Origin of the sequence: Pseudomonas auratipiscis (assembly GCF_036324085.1) — a bacterium.
Taxonomy (GTDB): domain Bacteria; phylum Pseudomonadota; class Gammaproteobacteria; order Pseudomonadales; family Pseudomonadaceae; genus Aquipseudomonas; species Aquipseudomonas auratipiscis.
This window is the reverse complement of the sequence record NZ_JAZDCU010000018.1, coordinates 1-21,516: the sequence shown is the minus strand read 5'-3', so window position 1 is coordinate 21,516 and position 21,516 is coordinate 1. Positions and strand designations below refer to the sequence as shown.

Below are 21,516 nucleotides of genomic sequence, written 5' to 3'. Positions count from 1 at the left end.
ACAAGGGGTTGGAGGGGTTTTGGGGTGGTGGGCGGGCAAAAAAAAGCCGGGGCTTCGTTACCTTTAGCCCCGGCTTTTGTTACGAGATTGAGTCAAGGTAACAGTTTTTTCACATTTGCCTGTGTTACCGCCTTGCGCCTCGATGACAGCTGAAAGGGATCAGCTGTCGCTGGTTGCTCCGCTCTTGCGCCGCGGGATACCCAGGCGCTGGCGGCGTTCCCACAAACACTTGCGGCTGACGCCCAGTTTGCGTGCCAGCTCGGTTTCGGTCATGTGGTCCTGATGCTCGAGCACGAAGTGCTGGAAGTAGTCTTCCAGCGACAGGTCTTCGGTGGGCTCATGACTTGTACTGCTTGGCGTGCTGCCGTTGCCGGACAGGGCGAACGGATCGTCGTCCTCCAGGTCGCTCAGCTCGATGTCGATGCCCAGCAGGTCTGCGGAAATTTCCGGGCTCTCGCAGAGAATCACCGCCCGCTCAACGGCGTTTTCCAGTTCGCGGACGTTACCCGGCCATGAGTAGTGACGAATGGCCTGCTCGGCATCGTGACCGAAGCGCAGGTCAGTACGGCCCACGCGCGCACTTTGGCGGGCGAGGAAGGCATTGGCGATTTCGTTGACGTCGGCGCCGCGCTCGCGCAGGGCGGGGAGCTTGAGGGCGATTACGTGCAGGCGGTAATAAAGGTCTTCACGGAACTGGCCGATCTTGGCCAGGCTTTTCAGATCACGGTGGGTGGCTGCAATAAGGCGCACGTCGACCTTTTGTGACTGCACCGAACCTACCCGGCGAATCTCGCCTTCCTGCAGAACGCGCAGCAGGCGAGCCTGTGCCTCGAGTGGCAGCTCGCCAATTTCGTCGAGGAACAGGGTGCCGCCATCGGCTGCTTCGACCAGGCCGGCGCGTCCTGCACTGGCGCCGGTAAAGGCGCCTTTTTCGTGGCCGAACAGTTCCGACTCGATCAGGGTTTCCGGAATGGCAGCGCAGTTCACCGAAATCATCGGTGCCTTGGCGCGGCGCGAGAGGTTGTGCAAGGCGCGCGCAACCAGCTCCTTGCCGGTGCCCGATTCACCCTGGATCAGCACATTCGAATCTGTAGGCGCGACCTTGCGGATCTTGCTGTACAGATCCTGCATGGGAGGGCAGGAACCGATAATGCCGATCTCGCCATTGGCGGCGTTATTACTGCTCTTGTCCGCGGTAGCAGGCTTGCCATTGGCACGTGCTTCGACAGCAGCGGCTGGAGCGTTCTGGCGATCACGCAGGATGCGCGCCACAGCCTGGAGCATTTCGTCATGATCGAAAGGCTTGGCGATGTAGTCTACTGCGCCCATCTTCATCGAATCGACGGCAGAGCGCAGGCTGGCGTAGCTGGTCATGATCAGCACCGGCGTACCTTGACCGAGCTTGATCAGTTCGGTGCCGGGTGCACCCGGCAGGCGCAGGTCACTGACAATCAGGTCGAAGGTGGCAATGCTGAAGCGCTCCTGGGCTTCCTGCACCGATCCGGCCTCGCTGACCTGGTACTGGTTGCGCTCCAGCAATCGGCGCAAGGCCGAGCGGATAATGGTTTCGTCTTCGACGATCAGAATGTGCGGCATTGATTCAATTCTCTCGACGGTCTCAGTTCACAGCGGACGTCGCTACGACATGACGTGGCAGGGTCACTCGGATCCGGGTGCCACGCTGGCTTTGAGTATCGGCCGGGCTGTCGATGGTGATTTGTCCATAATGCTCTTCCACGATGGAATAGACCAGAGCAAGCCCCAGTCCGGTACCTTCGCCCGGGTCCTTGGTAGTGAAGAAGGGTTCGAACAGACGATCCATGATGTTTTTCGGAATGCCGCTGCCTTCGTCCTCGACGATCAGGTCAACGGTATGCTCGCTGGATTCGCTCTTGACGCGCACGGCGCTGCCGGGCGGTGAAGCATCGCGAGCGTTGGACAGCAAGTTGATCAGAACCTGGGCCAAGCGTTGCGGGTCGCCATCGACCCAGTGCTCGGGGTCGCACAGGTTGAAAAACTGTACTTCGAAATTGCGCCGGTTCAAGGCCAGCAAGCCAATGGCGTCCTGGGCCACTTCGGCCAGGCACACCGGCTCGTCACTTTGTTGATGGCTGCCCGCATGGGCAAAGCTCATCAACGATTGGACGATGCGGGAAATGCGTTTGGTCTGTTCGAGAATCTGGCTGCTCAATTCTGTGATTTCGCCGTCATCCTCGCGCTCTTCGCGCAGGTTCTGCGCCAGGCACGCGATACCGGTAACCGGATTGCCAATCTCGTGAGCCACACCGGCGGCGAGACGACCGATGCTGGCCAGCCGTTCCGAGTGCACCAGCTTGTCTTCCAGGGCCTGGGTTTCGGTGAGGTCTTCGACCAGTACCACCAGGCCGCTGTTACCTGGCGCCAAAGGTTCATCAATGGCCGCTTTGTGCAGGTTAAGCCAGCGGGTCTGACCGTCCAGGCCCAGCCGTTGTTTGTGCAAGTGCTCATCGGGAATATTGGTGAAACCCAGCAACAATCCACGCCAGGGCTCACCGATTGTGGTCAGGCGCGAGCCCACCACACGCTTGGCGGGAATGCCGGTGAGCTCTTCCATGGCCTTGTTCCACATCAGGATCTCCTGATCCTTGGCCAGCGAGCAGACGCCCATCGGCAGTTCCTGCAATGTTTGGCGATGGTAGCGGCGCAGGGCGTCGAGCTCGGCTGCAAGACCGGTCAGGCGCGAGTGATAGTCTTCCAGTCGGCTTTCGATGAAGTGAATGTCTTCGGTAACATAATTTTCGTTACCGGACTTGTAGGGCAGAAAGGTCTCGACCATGTCCTGGGCCACGCTCGGCCCCATCAAGCCCGAGAGGTTGGCTTCAATACGATCGCGCAGACGGCGCAAGGCGTATGGGCGGCGCTCGTCGAATGGCAGATAAAGATCACGCAACGCCTGTTCCACTTCCTTCTGCGCAGCTTTTGCACCCAGGGGCTTGGCCAGTTGGGTGGCGAACTCCTGAGGCGACGCGGCATGCAGTTCACGCCGTTGCGGACGCCGAACGTTATCCACGGCGCAAGCTTCGGCAGCGCTGACTTCTTCGCTACTGGCGTTGGTGAACAGCGAAATCAGGGTGAACAGCAGTACGTTGGCGGCCAGCGAGGCAATAGCTGCCATGTGCCAACTGGTGTCGTCGAGCACATAGATCATGTTCAGCAGCGGAATGTAGAAACCTTGCAGATTGCCTACCAGCGGCAACAGCATGGTCACCATCCACACCAGAATCCCGGCGAGCAAACCGGCAATGAAGCCCCGGCGGTTGGCGGTCGGCCAGTACAGTACCGACAGCACACCTGGCAAGAACTGCAGCGTTGCGACGAAGGCAACGATACCGAGGTTGGCGAGGTCTTGCTGGCTGCCCAGCGTCAGGTAGAAACCAAAGCCTGCGGCGATGATCGCTACGATCAGTGCGCGACGGGTCCATTTCAGCCAGCGATAGATGTTGCCCTCCGCGGGTGGCTGGTACAGCGGTAGCACCAGATGGTTCAGGGCCATGCCCGACAGCGCTAGGGTGGTCACGATGATCAGGCCACTTGAGGCCGATAGCCCGCCGACATAGGCAAGCAGCGCCAGCGCCTGGTTGTTGGCCGCGATGCCCAGGCCCAGGGTGAAGTATTCAGGGCTGGTGCTGGCGCCCATCTTCAAACCGGCCCAGAGGATCAGCGGTACAGCCAGACTCATCAGCAGCAGGAACAACGGCAGCCCCCAGCTGGCGCTGACCAGCGAGCGAGGGTTGAGGTTTTCGGTAAAGGCCATGTGGTACATGTGCGGCATGACGATGGCCGAGGCGAAGAACACCAACAACAAGGTGCGCCAGGGTCCTTCTTGCAGCGGTGTATGCAAGGCCGCGAGGGCGGTCTGGTTCTGCAGCAACCAGACTTCCAGCTGGTGCGGCCCGCCAAAGACCCCGTACAGCGCATAGAGGCCAATGCCACCCAATGCCAATAGCTTGATGACCGACTCAAAGGCAATGGCAAAAACCAGGCCCTCGTGTTTTTCCCGGGTGGCGATGTGCCGCGAGCCGAAAAAGATGGTGAACAAGGTGATCAAGGCGCAGAACGCCATCGCGACCCGGGCCTTGACTGGCTCACCCGTCAGAATGCTGATGGAGTCCGCCACTGCCTGGATCTGCAGGGCCAGTAATGGCAGTACCCCGATCAACATGAACACAGTGGTCAGTGCCCCAGCCCAGGTACTGCGGAAGCGGAAGGCGATCAGATCAGCCAGCGATGACAGCTGGTAAGTGCGGGTGATCTTGAGAATGGGGTAAAGCAGTACCGGCGCGAGCAGGAAGGCGCCAGAAACACCCAGGTAACAGGCGAGGAAGCCGTAGCCATATTGATAGGCGAGGCCGACCGAGCCATAGAAAGCCCAGGCACTGGCATAGACACCCAGCGACAAAGTGTAGGTAAGGGGGTGGCGAATGATTGAGCGCGGGATCATGCCGCGTTCACTGACCCACGCTACGCCGAACAGCACCAACAGGTACGCGGCGCTGATCAGGATCATCTGGGTCAGACTAAAGCTCATCGGCATCACGTTGGCTCTGCAGGATAAAGGTCACGACGATCAGGATCAGCCAGAGCAGGTAAGGGCGATACCAGGCACCGGTTGGCTCGATCCACCAGTCCATGATGGCCGGGGAGAACAGATAGATCCCCACAACCAGAAGCAGGACCAAACGATAGATATACATGCTGGCCTCAAAGGTTAGGGTGCGCTTGGGCTGGATTTATTATTGGCGCAAATGGCTGAGCCGATGGTAACGGATGGGCTGGCGCCTGCAAACGGCCTCGCGCGTTTTAGCCAAAGTTTTGAATTTATTGGTCTTTTACAGCCACTGCACGCCCGATCGCTGGCACCCACAACACGGACGCGTTAGTGAAGGTCTGCTTCAGGTACGCTGTGGCGCCGAGCTATGGCGCTGGGGTTCCAATGCTGGGCGGCGTGAGCCAGTACTTCGGCTGGCGTGCCCTGCTCCATTGCTGAATCGGTGTTCTGGCCGAGGGCGCGCAAGGCACGCAGGATCAGGGGCGTGGCGTGCTCGGTAGGCAGCGGTGCAGAGCGATAGCTTTTGCCAAGCTTGTGGCCATCCGGCTGAGTAATGAGCGGTACGTGCAGGTAACGGGGTTGCGACAGACCCAGCAGTTCCTGCAGGTATAGCTGGCGCGGGGTGTTGTCCAGCAGATCTGCGCCGCGCACGATATCCGTTACTCCTTGCCAAGCGTCATCGAGCACGACCGCCAGTTGATAGGCATACAGCCCGTCGCGTCGACGTATGACGAAGTCACCAACCTCCTGCCCCAGGTGTTGTTCGAACGCCCCCTGGACACGGTCTTCGAACCGGTAGATCAACTCCGGAACACGCAGGCGAATCGCGGCATCCTGCTGTCCGTGGCCGGCATTGCGGCATAAGCCGGGATAAATGCCGTTGTAACCTTCCAGTTGTTTACGCGAACAGGTGCAGGCATAAGCCAGACCTTGGCGAAACAAGCGCTCAACCACCTCGGCATAGGCGTCGTGGCGCAGGCTTTGATAAACCACTTCTCCGTCCCATTCCAGGCCGTAGCTTTCCAGGGTGCGCAGGATCGCTGCCTGGGCGCCGGGGGCTTCGCGGGGAGGATCGATATCTTCCATGCGCAGGAGCCAGGTGCCACCGACTGCTCGGGCATCGAGCCAGGAGGCGAGGGCAGCGACCAGCGAGCCGAAGTGCAGGAATCCGCTTGGGGTGGGGGCAAAGCGCCCGATGTAGCGAGGAGTGTTCATGCTCATGAGGCAATCGATACAGCCATGAATGAAACGGGGCGCCTTGAGCGCCCCGTTCGAGTGAAATCAGGCCTTACCGACCTGTTTCTCTTTGATTTCCGCCAGGCTCTTGCAGTCGTAGCACAAGTCTGCGGTTGGGCGGGCTTCCAATCGGCGAATACCGATTTCCACGCCGCAGCTTTCACACCAGCCGTATTCTTCGTCTTCGATCAGTTGCAGGGTTTTATCGATCTTCTTGATCAGCTTGCGTTCGCGGTCGCGGTTACGCAATTCGAGGGCGAACTCTTCTTCCTGGCTGGCGCGATCGGCTGGGTCCGGGAAGTTGGCTGCCTCGTCTTTCATGTGGTCCACAGTCTTGTCTACGCCTTCCATCAGCTCCCGCTTCCAGTTCTGAAGGAGCTTGGCGAAATGTTTGCGCATGGGCTCGCCCATATACTCCTCACCCTTTGCTTCTTTATAGGGTTCGAAGCCGCGAACGAGTTGACTACTTTGTTGCTTTTCTTGGGTGGACATGAATAGACCGCCTCTCACTCTTCTAATCCATTGCGCAGGCTGCTCCATCTCCGGCGCCCGCCGGCCCTGCGACTGCGAGCCGCCGAACTTACCAGATCGAATCGGGGCGCGCTACTCCCAGGTGTCTTCGTTGTTGACAGCAGGTTTAGCCACACGTTCGACTCGGTGCGCAGGTAGAATCATTATTCTAGACCTATTTGAGAGAAGGTTGATGGCCCACTCCTACAGTGCGCGCAGCCGCGCCATAGAACCCTTTCACGTAATGGCCCTGCTGGCTCGTGCCAACGAACTGCAAGCCAGCGGGCGTGATGTGATCCACCTGGAAATCGGCGAACCGGACTTCACCACCGCCGCACCGATCGTCGAGGCCGGTCAGGCTGCCTTGGCTGCCGGGCATACTCGCTATACCGCCGCGCGTGGCTTGCCGGCCTTGCGTGAGTCTATCTCTGGCTTTTACCAGCAGCGGTATGGATTGAGCATCGACCCCGAGCGAATTCTTGTGACCCCCGGTGGCTCCGGTGCCTTGCTGCTGGCCAGCAGCTTGCTGGTCGATCCGGGCAAACACTGGCTGCTGGCGGACCCTGGTTACCCTTGCAACCGGCACTTTCTGCGCCTGGTCGAAGGTGGCGCACAGTTGGTGCCTGTCGGTCCTGAGGTCAACTATCAGCTGACGGCCGATCTGGTTGAGCGCTATTGGGATCAGGACAGCGTTGGCGCGCTGGTGGCGTCGCCAGCCAACCCGACTGGCACCGTGCTTGATCGTACCGAGCTTGCTGGTCTATCGGCGGCGACCCGCGCCCACAATGGCCACTTGGTGGTCGATGAGATCTATCACGGCCTGACCTACGGCATGGACGCTGCCAGTGTGTTGGAAGTCGACAATGATGCCTTCGTCCTAAATAGCTTTTCCAAATATTTCGGGATGACCGGCTGGCGTCTCGGCTGGTTGGTCGCCCCGCCCGCAGCCGTAGGTGATCTGGAGAAGCTGGCGCAGAACCTGTACATCAGCGCGCCGAGCATGGCCCAACATGCCGCGCTGGCGTGTTTCGAGCCGCAAACGTTGGCCATTCTGGAAGAACGCCGTGGCGAATTTGCCCGCCGTCGGGACTACCTGTTGCCAGCGCTGCGTGAACTGGGCTTCAAGATTGCCGTGGAGCCGCAAGGCGCCTTTTATCTGTATGCCGACATAAGTGCCTTTGGAGGTGATGCCTTCGCGTTCTGCCAGCACTTTCTGGAAACAGAGCATGTGGCCTTTACGCCGGGTCTGGACTTTGGCCGCTATCAAGCCGGGCATCATGTTCGCTTTGCTTACACCCAAAGCCTGCCGCGTCTTCAGGAGGCTGTAGAACGAATAGCCCGTGGATTGCGGAGCTGGCAAGGCTGATGCGATTTTCCCCAACACTCGAAACTGCCCGACTGCTGCGTCGCTATAAGCGCTTCCTGGCCGATATCGAGCTGGCCAGTGGTGAGCAGATCACCATCCACTGTCCTAATACCGGCTCAATGCTCAATTGCATGGTGGAGGGTGGGCAAGTCTGGTTCAGCCGCTCCAACGACCCCAAGCGCAAGTTGCCTGGCACCTGGGAAATCAGTGAGACCCCGCAAGGGCGCCTGGCATGTGTGAACACCGGACGGGCCAATGCGTTGGTTGAAGAGGCCCTACGTGCCGGGGTTATAAGCGAACTGGCCGGCTTTACCGGGTTGAGGCGCGAAGTTGCTTATGGCGAGGAACGTAGCCGCATCGATTTTTGCCTGGAGTATGCCGAGGGGCCCGCTTATGTCGAGGTCAAAAGCGTGACGCTCGGTTTTGACGGCTCAGCGGTGGCAGCCTTTCCCGATGCCGTGACCCAGCGCGGCGCCAAACATTTGCGCGAGCTGGCGGCGCTGGCCCGACAAGGGGTTCGTGCCGTACAGCTGTACTGTGTGAATCTCAGCGGTGTGGAGGCTGTCAGGCCGGCCGCAGAAATCGATGATGCCTATGCACAAGCTCTGCGTGCGGCGGTAGCAGAAGGCGTTGAGGTGCTGGCCTACGGCACGCGGATTGATGGTGAACAGATCTACATTGATCGGGCGCTACCGGTATTGCTCACTCAATAAGCCAGATGCCCTGGCTGTCTTCGAGGCAATCCAGGGCATCCAGGTGTTCCCCGGCGCAGGGGCCGGCGACACATTCGCCGGACTCGATCAGAAACAGTGCTCCATGGTGACCGCATGCCACCAGGCTGCCACTGCTGTCGAGAAACTGATTGGGCTCCCAGTTCAGGGCTATTCCCCGGTGAGGGCACCGGTTGCGATACAGGTAGACCTGGCCTGTGCGGCGTACGGCAAACAACGCGCGGCCGTTGATTGTGAAGCCGCGGCTTTGACCTTCGCTCAATTGCTCGGGTAAACAAAGAAAGTGCATAACGAACGGTACCTGAATCAGTCTCGGCTTGCTGCGTGAACGCCAACAATTCTCGGATCGTTAGCGTTTGTTTATTGTGCCGGACGCTTTATACCGTGTGGCCTGGGCTGATTCCAGGCAAAAAAAAGACCCGGCAAAGTGCCGGGTCAATAACCGTGATTAGCCTGATGAGGAGATAATCTGAGAGTCCGAACCAGGGGCTTTCAGCTTATCCAACCAGTCTCGCGACCAGTTGTGATAATCATAACGATTCTCATTACGGTGTCAACTGTCCTCTTTCGAAATTCTCAATTATTTTTCTGAACAGGTTTGGCATCGAGTTGCTGGTTCAAGGCTTCCTTGCGGTCGGCCGGAATTTCATTCCAATGCACACCGAGCAAGGCGCCTTCAATCGCGTAGAGCAGCACTTTCGACGCTCGAAAGCCTCTAGTGCGTACAGCTTTGTAGGCATTCACTGCACCCAGACGACGTAGATCCGAAGCACTGTGGATGCCGACCGCATGCAACCACTGCGCAGAAGTCTTGCCTAGGTTTTTCAGATGCTGGAGTTCATCGTTCATCAAGCCTCCTTGCGACGGCTGAACGGGTCTTCAGAAGGAATCGCTGGCGGGTCAATGAGCAGTGTAGCGGCACTTCGAAAATACGCGGCGTTTTGCCATCCGTAGGCCGACAAGTAGCCACGAGCCCCCGCCAGCGCTTGGCTGGCGGGGGCTGTAGTAGAGGCGTTAGCGGGTGTTGTAGCGCAAGCGAGTGCCGAAATTGACCGACATGAGAATCTCGTCGGCGCTCAACTCAACCGGGAAATAAGTACCGGAGATTTGTGCGTGCGCCAAGCTTGCGCCTTCCAGTGGGTTTTCTCGCAGGTCCAGACCACGCAGGTCGGCGGCGCGGAAATAGGCATCGGTGAAATCGATCCCGGTGGTGTCCAGCGCACGCAAGTCGAGGCCGCGAAAATCACCGCCGCGAAAGTCGATGTGGATGTCCATGGGCTTTTCGCGGTTGAAGCTGGCGATCTGTTCGTCATGCACCAGCGCATACAGTGCGCTGTCCAATTGCCTTGGCTGATTCATGAAGGCGCCTCCCTGTTGGACTTGTGATGACACTATAGTGCCATCATTGCGGGGGCGCCTGAGTTCAGGCGGGAAGTGTCGACTGCTTCACGTCCCGAATGAATTACAGCCCAGGTAGGCGCTGGCGAATCTGTTCGACCAGCAGGTCGAGGCTTCCGCTTTCATTGGTTTCGACGCGTTTGCTTTGCAGCAGCTCTTCGGCGCTCAGCGGGTCGCGGCTGGCTTGCTGGGCTTGTACGACTTCCAGGGTCGCATCGGACGGGTCGTCGTTGTCCGCCTGACGCTGTGCCAACCAGCTGGCGATCACTGCCTGAGGTGCGTTGCAGTCAATAATCAGAAACGGCACGCCGGTTTCGCTGGCCACGTGGGCTGCAGCGCGACGTTGATCCTGCTTGAGGTAAGTGGCGTCAATGACCACCGGGAAGCCGGCGCGCAGCACGGTCTCGGCCAATTGGTGCAAGCGCTGGTAGGTGGCGTGGCTGGCGTCTTCGCTATAAATGCCGGCCTTCAGTTGGCCTGCGCTGTCGCTTGCCTGTTCACCATACATGCGCTTGCGTTCCACGTCCGAGCGCAGGCGAATGGCGCCCAGTGCGTCGACCAGACGCATGGCTACGTGACTTTTGCCAACGGCAGAAACACCATGGGTGATAGCCAGGAAGCGTGAAGGAATAGCGCTGTAGCTTTCTGCCAGGTTGGCGTAGTTGCGGTAGGTGCGCAGAGTCGTGGCGCGTGCTACGGCATCGGCTCCGCTTGGCATGCTGAACAAAGCGACCTTGGCCCGCACCAGCGCACGGTAGGCTTTGTAGAAATTCAGCAGTTCCAGGCCCGCATAGTCACCCGTCAGTTCCAGATACTGGCTGATAAAGCGGCGCGACAGAGACTTCAGGCCGCGGTCTTCCAGGTCCATTGCCAGAAACGCAGCATCGGCATAGACGTCGGTCAGGCGGAAGGGCTCGTTGAACTCGATGCAATCGAAGATCACCACCTTGCCGTCGATCAGGGTGGCGTTGCCCAAGTGAATATCACCGTGACACTCGCGAATGAACCCTTCAGCCTTGCGCGCTTCGAGCAGGCCGTGCAGGCGCTTGAAGCTGTCCTGTGCCCAGGCTTGCAGCGCATCGAGTTGCAGCAGATCGGCCTTGTCGCTCAGGAATGGCCGGATCTGCTCGAAGTTCTGTTCCACCGGCATCATCACGCTGTCTGGCGTGCCCAGCGGATGCTCCACTGCAACCTTGGGAGCGTTCAGGTGGAACTCGGCGATCTGCCGGGCCATCTGGTCGATGTGTGCGGCGGTCAGTTCACCATTGGCCTGAAGGGTGCTGAGCATCTGCTCCTGAGGGAACTGGCGCATCTTCAGGACGTACTCGATCGGTTCGCCCTCGCCGCCCAGTTGCGGCGCCTCGGCACTTCCGCAGATCGGCAACACTTCCAGATACAAACCTTCGGTCAGGCGCTGGTTGAGGCGCAGTTCCTCGGCACAGAAGTGCGCGCGCTGGGACAGCTCGGTAAAGTCGAGAAAGCCGAAGTTCATTGGCTTCTTGATCTTGTAGGCATAGTCGCCAGTCAGCAGCACCCAGGAGATATGCGTCTCGATGAGCTGGAACTCTCTCACCGGGTGAGGGAACAGGGCGGGGTTCTGTAGCGCGGTGATCAAAGCTTGGCTCACGGGCGATCCTTCTGGGTCTTGGTGATTTCGAGTGGGCCATTATGGCGGCTAGCGAGGCTGGTGCAAACCGCCGGAGGGCGTCTGTCGATGATCAATAAAGTGCGTATAATCCGCCGCCATGACTCGAACCCGATCCCCCCGTACCCCGAAAAAACGTCCGTCTGGCCGCTCCCGTGCCTGGCTGGGCTGGGCCATCAAGCTCAGCCTGGTTGGTCTTGTGGTGCTGGCCGGCGTCGCGATCTACCTCGATGCAGTGGTCCAGGAGAAGTTCTCCGGCAAGCGCTGGACGATCCCGGCCAAGGTTTACGCACGGCCATTGGAACTGTTCGTCGGACAGAAGCTGAGCAGAAACGACTTTCTCATCGAACTCGATGCGCTGGGCTATCGCCGCGAAAGCGTGGCCAATGGTCCAGGCGCGGCTGCTGTCAACGGCAACACCGTTGATCTCAATACCCGCGGTTTCCAGTTCTATGAAGGCATGGAGCAGGCGCAAGCGGTGCGTGTGCGCTTCTCTGGCGACTACGTTGCCGGGCTAAGCTCGATCAATGGCTCCAAGCTCGACGTAGTTCGGCTGGAACCGTTGATGATCGGTGGCCTGTATCCCAAGAACCTGGAAGATCGCATTCTGATCAAGCTCGATCAGGTGCCGCCGTATCTTCTGGAAACCCTGGTTGCCGTTGAAGACCGCGACTTCTATAGCCACTTCGGCGTATCGCCGAAGTCGATCGCCCGTGCGGTCTGGGTCAACACTTCGTCGGGTGCGATGCGCCAGGGCGGCAGTACCCTGACGCAACAGTTGGTGAAGAACTTTTACCTGACCAACGAACGCAGCCTGAGCCGCAAGCTTACCGAGGCCATGATGGCCCTGCTGCTCGAGCTGCACTACGACAAGCGCGAGATCCTCGAGGCCTATCTCAATGAGGTGTTCGTCGGCCAGGATGGTCAGCGGGCGGTGCATGGTTTCGGTCTGGCCAGTCAGTTCTTCTTCAGTCAGCCGCTGTCCGAATTGAAGTTGCATCAGGTGGCGTTGCTGGTGGGCATGGTCAAGGGGCCTTCCTACTACAACCCGCGCCGTTACCCGGAGCGTGCAACGGTACGGCGTAACCTGGTACTGGATCTGTTGGCCGAGCAGGGCGTAGCCACGCCTGAAGCCGTCGCTGCTGCGAAGAAAATGCCACTGGGTGTGACTAAGCGTGGAAGCCTGGCCGACAGTTCGTTCCCGGGTTTCCTCGATCTGGTCAAGCGCCAGTTGCGCCAGGACTATCGAGACGAAGACTTGACTGAAGAAGGCCTGCGCATCTTCACCAGTTTCGACCCTATCCTGCAGATGAAGTCCGAATCGGCCATGGCTGACACCTTCAAGCGCCTGGCAGGTCGCAAAGGTGCCGACGAGGTCGAAGCTGCGATGGTTGTGACCAACCCTGAAACCGGTGAGGTACAGGCGTTGATCGGTAGTCGCCAGGCAGGTTTTGCCGGTTTCAACCGGGCCATTGACGCCGTGCGGCCGATCGGCTCGCTGGTCAAGCCTGCGGTTTACCTGACGGCCCTGGAAAAGCCGAGCAAGTACACGCTTACCAGTTGGGTGCAAGATGAGCCGTTCTCGGTGAAAGGCGCAGATGGCCAGGTATGGCGACCGCAGAACTACGATCGCCGCTCCCATGGCACCATTTATCTGTACCAGGGCCTGGCTAACTCCTACAACTTGTCGACCGCCAAGCTTGGTCTGGAACTGGGCGTGCCGAATGTGCTCAAAACCATTGGGCGCCTGGGTGTAAATGTCGATTGGCCGGCGTACCCATCGATGATGTTGGGAGCTGGAGGCATGTCGCCAATGCAGGTCGCAACCATGTACCAGACCCTAGCCAACGGTGGTTTCAATACACCGATGCGCGGCATTCGCAGTGTACTGACCGCCGAAGGCGAGCCGCTCAAGCGATACCCGTTCCAAATCCAGCAGACCTTCGATCCGGGGGCCATCTACCTGGTCCAGAACGCCATGCAGCGCGTCATGCGCGAAGGTACCGGACGTTCGGTCTACAGCGTGCTGCCAAGTTCGCTGAATCTGGCGGGCAAGACCGGCACCAGTAACGATTCACGTGACAGCTGGTTTGCAGGTTTCAGCCAGGATCTGCTGGCGGTGGTCTGGCTTGGCCGTGATGACAATGGCAAGACGCCATTCACCGGTGCCACGGGTGCACTGCAGGTCTGGACCAGCTTCATGCGCAAGGCCGACCCCTTGCCGCTGGATATGCCGTTGCCTGACAACGTGGTGCAAGCCTGGATCGATCCACATTCCGGGCAGGGTTCCGACAGCAGTTGCCCAGGCGCAGTACAGATGCCGTATATTCGCGGCAGTGAGCCGCCTGCTGGTGCCCCTTGTGGCGGCACGCAGGACCCCGCCGAGTCTGTAATGGACTGGGTTAAAGGCTGGATGAATTAAGCACTAGGCAAAGAGGGTGTGAAGTGAACAAGTGGTTGTTTCCTGCCTTGACGGCACTGGCTTTGCTCAACGGTTGCGCCAGCGTACAACGCGGCTCAATTCCCGTGGTCGATTCGAGCACGCGCGTCTCCAACGGTGAGCGGGTCACGGCCAACCGTGGCGCTCCGGTAAATGCTGGCTCTCGCCAGGCCCAGGCCGTGCCGCAGGATTCCGGCGTCACTGTCATGGTTCCGCAAGGTGCCGGCGCAGCGCCGATTCAAACATTCCCAGCATCTACAGCGCCGGCCTCGATCAGTACTGGCCCGATCACACCGGGGCCAAGCAGTTCGGCACCGTTTGACAGTGGTTCGACCAATGCCGGTAGCTATGTCATGCCCAGCACTACGGCACCCAGCGCTCCTAGCGGCATTCCGCGCAGTGCAGCTGCCAGCGGTGGCTTGTCGGCTGACGAGCAGCTTGATGGCCCTGTCCTAGCGCTGCTTACCACCGCTCAGCAACAGCAAGGCAGTGGTGATTACAATGGCGCATCCTCGAGCCTTGAGCGTGCCCAGCGTATTGCTCCGCGCGAGCCACAAGTGCTTTACCGTCTGGCCCAGGTGCGTTTGGCGCAGGGAGACGCTGCCCAGTCCGAGCAATTGGCCCGTAGGGCGCTGACTTACGCCAATGGTCGCCCGGACCTGCAAGCAGGGCTTTGGGGAATTATTGCGCAGGCGCGTGAAAAACAGGGGGATTCGGCTGGTGCAGCATTGGCACGGCAGAAAGCCCAGGTGAATCTGTAATGGACCCGCGCATCCTCGATATTGCCGATCATCTGCTGCTGATCGAGCACGAACTGCGCAATCAGGGCTGGTGGAGCGTCGTATCCCCTAGCGCTCAGGCGTTGGCCAGCACTGTGCCTTTTGCCGTCGATAGCATGAACTTCGATCAGTGGTTGCAGTGGATTTTCCTGCCGAAAATGAAAGAGATCCTCGAGCGCGGCCTGGCGCTACCCAGTGCCTCCGGCATTCTGGTCATGGCTGAAACGGTTTATATCGATCGCCCGGACGAAAGCCGCGAGCTACGCAGGCTGCTAGCAGAGTTTGACCAATTGATCAGTCCATCTGCCTGAATTTCCCTCTTTTCCCCCTTGGAGCCACAGATTGTGGCTCTTTTTGTTTGTATTCTTTGCTTTTCTGCTGCGCTAGCCGAAATTAGTGGTGGCAGTGCTTAGTCCTCGCTAAAAATTGGCAATAATTTTTCTTGACTTGCGAGCGCCGAAAAATAAGAATCCAGATTCCGCTGTAGAGGGACTGCCAGAAGCAGACCCGCTAAGCAGATCATGAGGCGCACACCCGCGCCGACCTGTTACACCCCGCAACGCGTTACCTCGCGCTGGGTGGGAAAACCCCGCAACACTCTGGGGCGCTCCCAATACTTGCTCAGTCAGTGCTGACGTAGTCGGCGATTCCGTCGCTCATGCTCTGCTTGGCAGTAAACCTATTAAGACCCGTCCACCGTGGGCGGTATTCTGGCGTTTTAGAGGTGAACAACGTGGAGCTTTTATCTGGCGCTGAGATGGTCGTCCGCTTTTTGCGTGACGAAGGCGTTAAGCACATCTATGGGTACCCTGGTGGTGCTCTCCTGCATGTTTACGATGCCCTGTTCAAAGAGCCGGAAGTGAATCACATCCTGGTTCGTCACGAGCAGGCAGCAACCCATATGGCGGACGGCTATGCCCGTGCTACCGGCAAGGCCGGCGTGGTACTGGTAACTTCCGGCCCAGGCGCGACCAATGCCATTACCGGTATTGCCACCGCGTACATGGACTCCATTCCGATGGTCATTCTGTCCGGTCAGGTGCCTAGCACTATGGTCGGTACCGACGCCTTCCAGGAAACCGACATGATCGGTATTTCCCGGCCGATCGTGAAACACAGCTTCATGATCAAGCATGCTTCGGAAATCCCGGAGATCATGAAAAAGGCGTTTTATCTCGCCCAGTCGGGTCGTCCAGGCCCGGTGGTCGTCGATATCCCGAAAGACATGACCAATCCGGCAGAGAAGTTCGAGTACGTTTACCCGAAAAAGGTCAAGCTGCGCTCCTACAGCCCGGCCGTTCGTGGTCACTCGGGGCAAATCCGCAAGGCCGCGGAAATGCTGTTGGCGGCCAAGCGCCCGGTGGTTTACGCCGGTGGCGGCGTGATTCTCGGTGGTGGCTCTGCTGCCCTGACCGAAGTTGCGCAAATGCTCAATCTGCCGGTTACCAATACCTTGATGGGCCTGGGTGGCTATCCGGGTACCGATCGCCAGTTCCTCGGCATGCTGGGTATGCACGGCAGCTACACCGCGAACCTCGCCATGCACCACGCCGATGTGATTTTTGCGGTGGGTGCACGTTTTGACGACCGCGTTGTCAATGGCCCGGCCAAGTTCTGCCCGAACGCCAAGGTTATCCACATCGATATCGACCCTGCGTCGATCTCCAAGACCATCAAGGCCGACGTGCCGATTGTGGGTCCGGTCGATAGCGTGCTGACCGAAATGGTCGCCATCTTGCGCGAAATTGGCGAACAGCCAGAAAAAGCTGCCATGGATGCCTGGTGGAAGCAGATCGAAGAGTGGCGTGGTGACCGCGACATGTTCCCTTATGAAAAGGGCGACGGTAATGTCATCAAGCCGCAGACTGTAATCGAGACCCTGTGTGAAGTGACCAAAGGCGATGCCTTCGTTACCTCGGACGTTGGTCAGCACCAGATGTTCGCGGCGCAGTACTACCGCTTCAACAAACCCAATCGCTGGATCAACTCCGGTGGCCTGGGCACCATGGGCTTCGGTTTCCCGGCGGCCATGGGTATCAAGCTGAACTTCCCGGATCAGGACGTTGCCTGTGTGACCGGTGAGGGCAGTATCCAGATGAACATTCAGGAGCTGTCGACCTGCCTGCAGTACGACCTGCCGGTAAAAATCGTCAACCTGAACAACGGCGTCTTGGGCATGGTCCGCCAGTGGCAGGACATGGCCTACAACAGCCGTCATTCGCACTCCTATATGGAATCGCTGCCTGACTTCGTCAAGCTGGCTGAAGCCTATGGGCACGTGGGCATTCGCATCACCAGCCTGAAGGATCTCAAGCCCAAGCTCGAAGAAGCGTTCGCCATGAAAGACCGCCTGGTGTTTATCGACATCCAGGTCGACAACAGCGAACACGTCTACCCGATGCAGATCAAAGACGGCTCTATGCGCGACATGTGGCTGAGCAAGACGGAGCGTACCTAATCATGCGGCACATTATTTCCCTGCTGTTGGAAAACGAACCCGGTGCCCTGTCTCGCGTCGTTGGTCTGTTCTCGCAGCGTAACTACAACATCGAAAGCCTGACTGTAGCGCCTACCGAAGACCCGACCTTGTCGCGTCTGACGTTGACCACAGTCGGTCATGATGAGGTGATCGAGCAGATCACCAAAAACCTGAACAAGCTGGTTGAAGTCGTCAAGCTGGTCGACCTCTCGGAAAGCGCGCACATCGAACGTGAACTGATGCTGGTAAAGATCAAGGCCACGGGTGCACAGCGCGCCGAGATCAAGCGCACCACCGATATCTATCGTGGGCAGATCGTCGATGTCAGCAGCAGCGTCTACACCGTGCAGTTGACTGGCGCCAGCGACAAGCTTGACAGCTTTATTCAGGCCATCGGTACCGCGTCCATTCTCGAAACAGTGCGCAGTGGCGTCACCGGCATTGCCCGTGGCGACAAAGTGCTCAGCATCTAAATCAAAAAATTAGCTATGGCCTTATCGGGCCGAGATAACAGGGGTATTTCATGAAAGTTTATTACGATAAAGACTGCGACCTTTCGATCATCCAGGGCAAAAAAGTTGCCATCATCGGTTACGGCTCCCAAGGCCACGCGCAAGCGTGCAACCTGAAAGACTCCGGTGTGGATGTCACTGTCGGTCTGCGTAAAGGCTCTGCTACCGTTGCCAAGGCCGAAGCTCACGGTCTGAAAGTTGCTGATGTTGCAACTGCTGTTGCCGGTGCCGACCTGGTCATGATCCTGACCCCGGACGAGTTCCAATCCCAGCTGTACAAGAACGAAGTCGAGCCGAACATCAAGAAGGGCGCCATCCTGGCCTTCTCCCACGGTTTCGCCATTCACTACAACCAGGTTGTGCCACGCGCTGACCTGGACGTGATCATGATCGCGCCAAAAGCGCCAGGTCACACTGTGCGTTCCGAGTTCGTCAAAGGTGGCGGTATCCCTGACCTGATCGCTGTCTATCAGGATGCTTCGGGCAACGCCAAGAACGTAGCGCTGTCGTACGCTGCAGGTGTTGGTGGCGGTCGTACCGGCATCATCGAAACCACCTTCAAGGACGAGACTGAAACCGACCTGTTCGGCGAACAAGCCGTACTGTGCGGTGGTACCGTTGAGCTGGTCAAAGCTGGTTTCGAAACGCTGGTTGAAGCTGGCTACGCGCCAGAAATGGCCTACTTCGAATGCCTGCACGAACTGAAGCTGATCGTTGACCTCATGTACGAAGGCGGTATCGCCAACATGAACTACTCGATCTCCAACAACGCCGAATACGGCGAGTACGTAACCGGCCCTGAAGTTATCAACGCCGAATCCCGCCAGGCCATGCGCAACGCTCTGAAGCGCATCCAGGACGGCGAATACGCCAAGATGTTCATCAGCGAAGGTGCTACTGGCTACCCATCGATGACCGCCAAGCGCCGTAACAACGCCGCTCACGGCATCGAAGTCATCGGCGAGCAGCTGCGCTCGATGATGCCTTGGATCGGTGCTAACAAAATCGTCGACAAGGCCAAGAACTAATCTTGTCCTGATGCGATGAAAACGCGGCTTCGGCCGCGTTTTTTCGTTTAGACGGTCAGCTTCTGGTATAAAGCTTCATCGTCTGCTGTCGAACCCTCGTCGCAGACATCTGTCGAAACTTTCCACACCGTTGCAAGGTAATGTCCATGAGCGAACGTCCCGAAGAGCCGAACAAGGCCTCTGACGCCGAAAGCCTGCTACCGATCGATGAGCATGTTGAAGAAGGGCATGACGCCGAAGGACGCAAGGTTCGGCATCGCGGCATCTATCTACTGCCCAACCTGTTCACCACCGCGAACCTGTTCGCCGGTTTTTACTCCATCATCAACTCCATGAGTGCCCAGGCTGCCCTGAGTGCTGGTGATCCACGCGAAGCGAGCAAGTATTTTGCGTTTGCCGCTATCGCAATCTTCGTCGCCATGGTGCTCGACGGCCTTGATGGTCGCGTTGCCCGTATGACCAATACCCAAAGTGCCTTTGGCGCCGAGTACGACTCGCTGTCGGACATGGTCGCGTTCGGTGTTGCTCCGGCGCTACTGGCATTCGGCTGGGCGCTGGGCGACATGGGCAAGGTCGGCTGGATGGTTGCCTTCATTTATGTTGCGGGCGCGGCGCTTCGACTGGCTCGCTTCAACACCCAGGTGGGCAAGGCCGACAAGCGCTACTTTATCGGTCTGGCCAGTCCGGCAGCAGCCGGCGTGGTTGCGGGTACTGTCTGGGCTTTCAGCGACTACGGTATTCAGGGCTCCAAGTTGTCGTTCCTGGTTGCACTGCTGGTTGCGGCGGCAGGCATGCTGATGGTCAGCAACATCAAGTACAACAGCTTCAAGGAGCTGGATCTCAAGGGGCGTGTACCGTTCGTAGCGATCCTGGCAGTGGTGCTGGTGTTCGCTGTAGTCTTCAGTGATCCACCGCGCATTCTGCTGCTGGTGTTCCTTGGCTATGCGGCATCCGGCCCGGTGCAGTACTTGCTGCGTATTCGTCGCCGGAAAAACATCGAGTGATGTAATTTCGCTCTGGCTCCGTAGTCTACTGGTGCATCAGTCCTCCAGTTCTACGGAGCCTTCATGCTTATCAAACTGTCCAAAGCATCTGCTTGCAAAGAGGCGGATGTCACTTCTGAATCTCTTTATGTATCGCGCCGCGCCATGCTGGGTGGGTCGCTGGCTGCCCTGGCAGTAACTGCGTTGCCGCGCTGGGCGGGAGCTGCGCAAATGTCGCGATACGCTGACGTCGAGGCGGGCAGGGCGCCCGGCTGGTTCAACGAAAAGCTTGCCGCAACGCAATGGCAAGCCGTCACTGCGCCGGGGGAGGCCATTACCCCATTCAAGGACTCGACTCACTACAACAACTTCTACGAGTTCGGTACGGATAAAGGTGACCCTGCTGCGAATGCCGGCAGCCTGAAAACCGAGCCTTGGACCGTGGTGGTCGATGGTGAAGTCGGTAAGCCTGGGCGATATGCCCTCGAGGACTTCATGAAGCCCTACCAGCTTGAGGAGCGAATCTATCGTTTGCGCTGCGTCGAGGCCTGGTCGATGGTCATACCTTGGCTCGGCTTTCCACTTTCGGCGTTGCTCAAACAGGTGGAGCCAACCTCGAAGGCTCGTTTCATTCGGTTTGAAACGCTGCAGGATCCCAAAACCATGCCGGGACAACGCTCCAGCTTCGCCCTGATCGACTGGCCTTATATAGAGGGCTTGCGTATGGATGAGGCGATGAATCCGTTGGCAATTCTGGTGGTGGGTATGTATGGGCGAGAGCTACCCAATCAGAATGGTGCGCCGCTGCGCTTGGTGGTGCCGTGGAAATACGGCTTCAAGAGTATCAAGTCGATTGTTCGCATCAGCCTTGTCGAGCAACAGCCGCATACAACCTGGCAAGCAATTGCGCCCGAAGAGTATGGCTTCTATGCCAACGTCAATCCCGAGGTCGATCACCCGCGCTGGACCCAGGCGCGAGAGAGACGTCTGCCAAGTGGATTGTTCAGTCCCAATGTGCGACCTACGCAGATGTTCAACGGTTACGCCGAGGAAGTGGCGGGTTTGTACAGTGGGCTCGACCTGCGGAAGAACTATTGATGCGCTACCCACTGTTTCGTTTCGGTATCTTCGTCCTGGGTAGTATTTGGCCACTTTGGTGGCTGTACGAGGCTGACATGAACGCGCTGGGGCCAGACCCGGGAAAAATCCTGGTTGATCGATTGGGGCTGGGGGCGTTGATCTTCCTTCTGATTACCTTGGGCATGACGCCGTTGCAGCGTCTGACGGGGTGGGCGGGGTGGATCGTTTCGCGTCGACAGCTAGGGTTGTGGTGCTTCGCTTATATCGTGCTGCACATCACTTCCTATCTGGTTTTCATTCTGGGATTGGACTGGGGGCAGTTGGGGGTAGAGCTGAGCAAGCGTCCTTACATTATTGTGGGGGCGTTGGGGTTTATAGGTCTGCTCGCTTTGGCGCTGACGTCCAATCGCTATAGTCAGCGGCGCTTGGGCGCACGCTGGAAGAAGTTGCATAAACTGGTCTACGTGATTCTTGCGCTGGGTTTATTGCACTTTCTCTGGATTGTGCGCGCGGATCTAAAGGAGTGGATCGTTTATGCGGCTATCGGTGCGGTGTTGATGGTGTTGCGTATCCCAGCTTTTGCTCGGCGAATTCCGCGTTTGATAGGTCGAAAAGCAACGGCTGCATCGAAAGCGTAAATAAGCTCTTGACGTACGATTTAATTTCTCTATAATTCGCCCCACTTCTGGCGTAGTCGGAACTGAAAACTCCTTGATATTCAATGAGTTAGATGTTTCAGGT

The 21,516-nt window shown here is 58.4% G+C and carries 20 protein-coding genes; 11 read left to right on the top strand and 9 right to left on the bottom strand.

Annotated features, from left to right (window positions below):
• Positions 1-159: 159 nt before the first annotated feature.
• The 5 genes from V0R60_RS21315 to dksA all read right to left on the bottom strand — a co-directional run bounded on the left by V0R60_RS21315 (position 160) and on the right by dksA (position 6,316).
• Positions 160-1,596, bottom strand: coding sequence for a sigma-54-dependent transcriptional regulator (locus tag V0R60_RS21315; protein ID WP_136474459.1), 1,437 nt, complete (start codon positions 1,594-1,596; stop codon positions 160-162).
• A 22-nt stretch (positions 1,597-1,618) separates the two neighbouring features.
• Positions 1,619-4,573: a sensor histidine kinase gene (locus V0R60_RS21310; protein WP_330080702.1), complete on the bottom strand. Its 2,955-nt coding sequence runs from the start codon at positions 4,571-4,573 to the stop codon at positions 1,619-1,621.
• Positions 4,557-4,733 (bottom strand): hypothetical protein, encoded by a 177-nt coding sequence (locus V0R60_RS21305; protein ID WP_003250005.1) that lies wholly within the window; start codon positions 4,731-4,733, stop codon positions 4,557-4,559. The genes V0R60_RS21310 and V0R60_RS21305 overlap by 17 nt, the downstream gene beginning before the upstream one ends.
• Before the next feature lie 182 nt (positions 4,734-4,915).
• The gene (gene gluQRS / locus V0R60_RS21300; protein ID WP_136478871.1) at positions 4,916-5,803 is read right to left on the bottom strand and encodes a tRNA glutamyl-Q(34) synthetase GluQRS; all 888 of its coding nucleotides are present in this window, start codon (positions 5,801-5,803) and stop codon (positions 4,916-4,918) included.
• A gap of 66 nt (positions 5,804-5,869) precedes the next feature.
• Entirely contained in the window at positions 5,870-6,316 is a 447-nt protein-coding gene (gene dksA, locus V0R60_RS21295) for an RNA polymerase-binding protein DksA (protein WP_136474461.1), read from the bottom strand.
• A 211-nt stretch (positions 6,317-6,527) separates the two neighbouring features.
• Between dksA and V0R60_RS21290 the strand changes: the two genes are divergently transcribed.
• The gene (locus V0R60_RS21290) at positions 6,528-7,700 is read left to right on the top strand and encodes a pyridoxal phosphate-dependent aminotransferase (protein ID WP_330080703.1); all 1,173 of its coding nucleotides are present in this window, start codon (positions 6,528-6,530) and stop codon (positions 7,698-7,700) included.
• Entirely contained in the window at positions 7,700-8,413 is a 714-nt protein-coding gene (sfsA, locus tag V0R60_RS21285) for a DNA/RNA nuclease SfsA (protein WP_136474463.1), read from the top strand. The genes V0R60_RS21290 and sfsA overlap by 1 nt, the downstream gene beginning before the upstream one ends.
• Here the strand turns inward: sfsA and V0R60_RS21280 are convergent.
• From V0R60_RS21280 to V0R60_RS21265, 4 genes are all read right to left on the bottom strand, one after another.
• The gene (locus V0R60_RS21280) at positions 8,403-8,720 is read right to left on the bottom strand and encodes a Rieske (2Fe-2S) protein (protein ID WP_330080704.1); all 318 of its coding nucleotides are present in this window, start codon (positions 8,718-8,720) and stop codon (positions 8,403-8,405) included. The genes sfsA and V0R60_RS21280 overlap by 11 nt on opposite strands.
• A gap of 287 nt (positions 8,721-9,007) precedes the next feature.
• Positions 9,008-9,280 carry a TfoX/Sxy family protein gene (locus tag V0R60_RS21275; RefSeq protein ID WP_136474465.1) on the bottom strand — a complete coding sequence of 91 codons (273 nt, stop codon included), beginning with the start codon at positions 9,278-9,280 and terminating at the stop codon, positions 9,008-9,010.
• A gap of 165 nt (positions 9,281-9,445) precedes the next feature.
• Positions 9,446-9,790, bottom strand: coding sequence for a pentapeptide repeat-containing protein (locus tag V0R60_RS21270; protein WP_136474466.1), 345 nt, complete (start codon positions 9,788-9,790; stop codon positions 9,446-9,448).
• 103 nt (positions 9,791-9,893) lie between these two features.
• A complete protein-coding gene (locus tag V0R60_RS21265; protein ID WP_330080705.1) occupies positions 9,894-11,456 on the bottom strand; it encodes a bifunctional aminoglycoside phosphotransferase/ATP-binding protein in 1,563 nt (520 codons plus the stop codon).
• 118 nt (positions 11,457-11,574) lie between these two features.
• Here V0R60_RS21265 and mrcB point away from each other — a divergent pair, with 118 nt between their 5' ends.
• The 9 genes from mrcB (at position 11,575) to msrQ (ending at position 21,413) form a co-directional block, all read left to right on the top strand.
• A complete protein-coding gene (gene mrcB, locus V0R60_RS21260) occupies positions 11,575-13,896 on the top strand; it encodes a penicillin-binding protein 1B (protein ID WP_136474468.1) in 2,322 nt (773 codons plus the stop codon).
• Positions 13,897-13,919: 23 nt separating this feature from the next.
• Positions 13,920-14,675, top strand: coding sequence for a tetratricopeptide repeat protein (locus V0R60_RS21255; protein WP_136474469.1), 756 nt, complete (start codon positions 13,920-13,922; stop codon positions 14,673-14,675).
• Positions 14,675-15,004: a YqcC family protein gene (locus V0R60_RS21250; RefSeq protein ID WP_330080706.1), complete on the top strand. Its 330-nt coding sequence runs from the start codon at positions 14,675-14,677 to the stop codon at positions 15,002-15,004. Before V0R60_RS21255 ends, V0R60_RS21250 begins: the two co-directional genes overlap by 1 nt.
• A gap of 422 nt (positions 15,005-15,426) precedes the next feature.
• Positions 15,427-17,151 carry an acetolactate synthase 3 large subunit gene (locus tag V0R60_RS21245; RefSeq protein WP_136474471.1) on the top strand — a complete coding sequence of 575 codons (1,725 nt, stop codon included), beginning with the start codon at positions 15,427-15,429 and terminating at the stop codon, positions 17,149-17,151.
• 2 nt (positions 17,152-17,153) lie between these two features.
• On the top strand, positions 17,154-17,645 hold the full coding sequence (ilvN, locus tag V0R60_RS21240) for an acetolactate synthase small subunit (RefSeq protein ID WP_010223016.1): 492 nt from the start codon (positions 17,154-17,156) through the stop codon (positions 17,643-17,645).
• Positions 17,646-17,695: 50 nt separating this feature from the next.
• Positions 17,696-18,712 (top strand): ketol-acid reductoisomerase, encoded by a 1,017-nt coding sequence (ilvC, locus tag V0R60_RS21235; protein ID WP_136474472.1) that lies wholly within the window; start codon positions 17,696-17,698, stop codon positions 18,710-18,712.
• 146 nt (positions 18,713-18,858) lie between these two features.
• Positions 18,859-19,716, top strand: coding sequence for a CDP-diacylglycerol--serine O-phosphatidyltransferase (pssA, locus tag V0R60_RS21230; protein WP_133216259.1), 858 nt, complete (start codon positions 18,859-18,861; stop codon positions 19,714-19,716).
• A 63-nt stretch (positions 19,717-19,779) separates the two neighbouring features.
• Positions 19,780-20,793 carry a protein-methionine-sulfoxide reductase catalytic subunit MsrP gene (gene msrP, locus V0R60_RS21225; protein WP_330080707.1) on the top strand — a complete coding sequence of 338 codons (1,014 nt, stop codon included), beginning with the start codon at positions 19,780-19,782 and terminating at the stop codon, positions 20,791-20,793.
• On the top strand, positions 20,793-21,413 hold the full coding sequence (gene msrQ / locus V0R60_RS21220) for a protein-methionine-sulfoxide reductase heme-binding subunit MsrQ (RefSeq protein ID WP_330080708.1): 621 nt from the start codon (positions 20,793-20,795) through the stop codon (positions 21,411-21,413). Before msrP ends, msrQ begins: the two co-directional genes overlap by 1 nt.
• Positions 21,414-21,516: the final 103 nt, after the last annotated feature.

Bases quoted from the DNA above. Each gene is read 5' to 3' on its own strand.
- dksA (WP_136474461.1), bottom strand. From the start codon at position 6,316: ATGTCCACCCAAGAAAAGCAACAAAGTAGTCAACTCGTTCGCGGCTTC.
- ilvN (WP_010223016.1), top strand. From the start codon at position 17,154: ATGCGGCACATTATTTCCCTGCTGTTGGAAAACGAACCCGGTGCCCTG.
- V0R60_RS21280 (WP_330080704.1), bottom strand. From the start codon at position 8,720: ATGCACTTTCTTTGTTTACCCGAGCAATTGAGCGAAGGTCAAAGCCGC.
- ilvC (WP_136474472.1), top strand. From the start codon at position 17,696: ATGAAAGTTTATTACGATAAAGACTGCGACCTTTCGATCATCCAGGGC.
- pssA (WP_133216259.1), top strand. From the start codon at position 18,859: ATGAGCGAACGTCCCGAAGAGCCGAACAAGGCCTCTGACGCCGAAAGC.
- V0R60_RS21270 (WP_136474466.1), bottom strand. From the start codon at position 9,790: ATGAATCAGCCAAGGCAATTGGACAGCGCACTGTATGCGCTGGTGCAT.
- V0R60_RS21250 (WP_330080706.1), top strand. From the start codon at position 14,675: ATGGACCCGCGCATCCTCGATATTGCCGATCATCTGCTGCTGATCGAG.
- V0R60_RS21290 (WP_330080703.1), top strand. From the start codon at position 6,528: ATGGCCCACTCCTACAGTGCGCGCAGCCGCGCCATAGAACCCTTTCAC.
- msrP (WP_330080707.1), top strand. From the start codon at position 19,780: ATGCTTATCAAACTGTCCAAAGCATCTGCTTGCAAAGAGGCGGATGTC.
- V0R60_RS21315 (WP_136474459.1), bottom strand. From the start codon at position 1,596: ATGCCGCACATTCTGATCGTCGAAGACGAAACCATTATCCGCTCGGCC.
- V0R60_RS21310 (WP_330080702.1), bottom strand. From the start codon at position 4,573: ATGCCGATGAGCTTTAGTCTGACCCAGATGATCCTGATCAGCGCCGCG.
- V0R60_RS21275 (WP_136474465.1), bottom strand. From the start codon at position 9,280: ATGAACGATGAACTCCAGCATCTGAAAAACCTAGGCAAGACTTCTGCG.
- sfsA (WP_136474463.1), top strand. From the start codon at position 7,700: ATGCGATTTTCCCCAACACTCGAAACTGCCCGACTGCTGCGTCGCTAT.
- msrQ (WP_330080708.1), top strand. From the start codon at position 20,793: ATGCGCTACCCACTGTTTCGTTTCGGTATCTTCGTCCTGGGTAGTATT.
- gluQRS (WP_136478871.1), bottom strand. From the start codon at position 5,803: ATGAACACTCCTCGCTACATCGGGCGCTTTGCCCCCACCCCAAGCGGA.
- mrcB (WP_136474468.1), top strand. From the start codon at position 11,575: ATGACTCGAACCCGATCCCCCCGTACCCCGAAAAAACGTCCGTCTGGC.
- V0R60_RS21305 (WP_003250005.1), bottom strand. From the start codon at position 4,733: ATGTATATCTATCGTTTGGTCCTGCTTCTGGTTGTGGGGATCTATCTG.